Here is a 1195-nt window from a genome sequence, read left to right as displayed (position 1 = left end):
ATACAGCTTGTAAACATATGGTTTCAGGTTCTCTTTCACTCCCCTCCCGGGGTCCTTTTCACCTTTCCTTCACAGTACTATGCGCTATCGGTCACTAAGTAGTATTTAGCCTTACGGGGTGGTCCCCGCATATTCCCACAAGGTTTCTCGTGTCTCGTGGTACTCTGGATACCGCCATGTCATTTCAGATTTTGCCTACGGGGCTTTCACCCTCTCTGGCTGGCTTTCCCAAAACCATTCTGCTATCTGTCATGAATCAATTATACGGTCCGAACCCCAGGGTGCACGCACCCTGGTTTGGGCTCTTCCGGTTTCGCTCGCCGCTACTTCCGGAATCACATGTTGTTTTCTCTTCCTCCGGCTACTTAGATGTTTCAGTTCACCGGGTTCCCCTCCTTAACTTATGGATTGGGTTAAGGATACTAAAGGTTTGCTTTAGTGGGTTTCCCCATTCAGAAATCTCCGGATCGATGGGTATTTGCCCCTCCCCGAAGCTTATCGCAGCTTGTCACGTCTTTCATCGGCTCTTAGTGCCAAGGCATCCACCATACGCTCTTAAAAGCATAACCAACATGCCTCTTCCCACGGGAATGGGAATCAGCGACACACATCTAGCGTGATGTGCGTTGGCAATAGTCAAATAAATCAATTGTTTTACTTCGTTTTCTTCGAATCAGTTAATGTTTATAACATTACCTCGGATGTCTTGATTAAAATATTTTTAATCTTGTTACATTACTGCTTATCAGTTGTAATGTAACGCTTTCTTTGTATGCAGTTTTCAAGGTGCATCTGACTGTTTTATCAGTCATTACATACGCGAAAGTCTCTTGTAAGCTCTTCGTGTATCTAATCACTGGTAAAGACCAGATATCTTAAACAGCACTGCCCTGCTGATTGGGTTGGCATGAAGGATACTGGATATCCGGCTGCCTGTATCTATAGGAAGTGAAACATTTCTGCGGCGGGTCCGCATGTTCATTTGTTTTTAAATTTGGCGGCCACCTGCTCTCCCACACCGTCACCAGTGCAGTACCATCGGCCGTCTGGGGCTTAACCATCGTGTTCGGGATGGGTACGGGTGTTTCCCCCAGGCGCATCGCCACCAAAAGATTTTGTTATCGGAGTCACTGATTTAATAGCATCCAGTGGTACTCCGCGAGTGCGGGCTTTCGTCTATCTCGACTCCGCTTGC

At 46.9% G+C, this 1195-nt stretch carries 2 rRNA genes; both read right to left on the bottom strand.

Annotated elements, in window-relative coordinates:
• Positions 1–569: ribosomal RNA gene (locus BN3456_RS16035) — 23S ribosomal RNA — on the bottom strand; the annotation flags it as partial.
• A 423-nt stretch (positions 570–992) separates the two neighbouring features.
• Positions 993–1110, bottom strand: a 5S ribosomal RNA gene (gene rrf / locus BN3456_RS00365).
• Positions 1111–1195: the final 85 nt, after the last annotated feature.

Source organism: Clostridium sp. C105KSO13, from assembly GCF_001517425.1.
Lineage (GTDB): Bacteria > Bacillota > Clostridia > Lachnospirales > Lachnospiraceae > Muricomes.
Note: the sequence above shows the minus strand (reverse complement) of the source record. Positions and strands in the feature narration are given on the sequence as shown.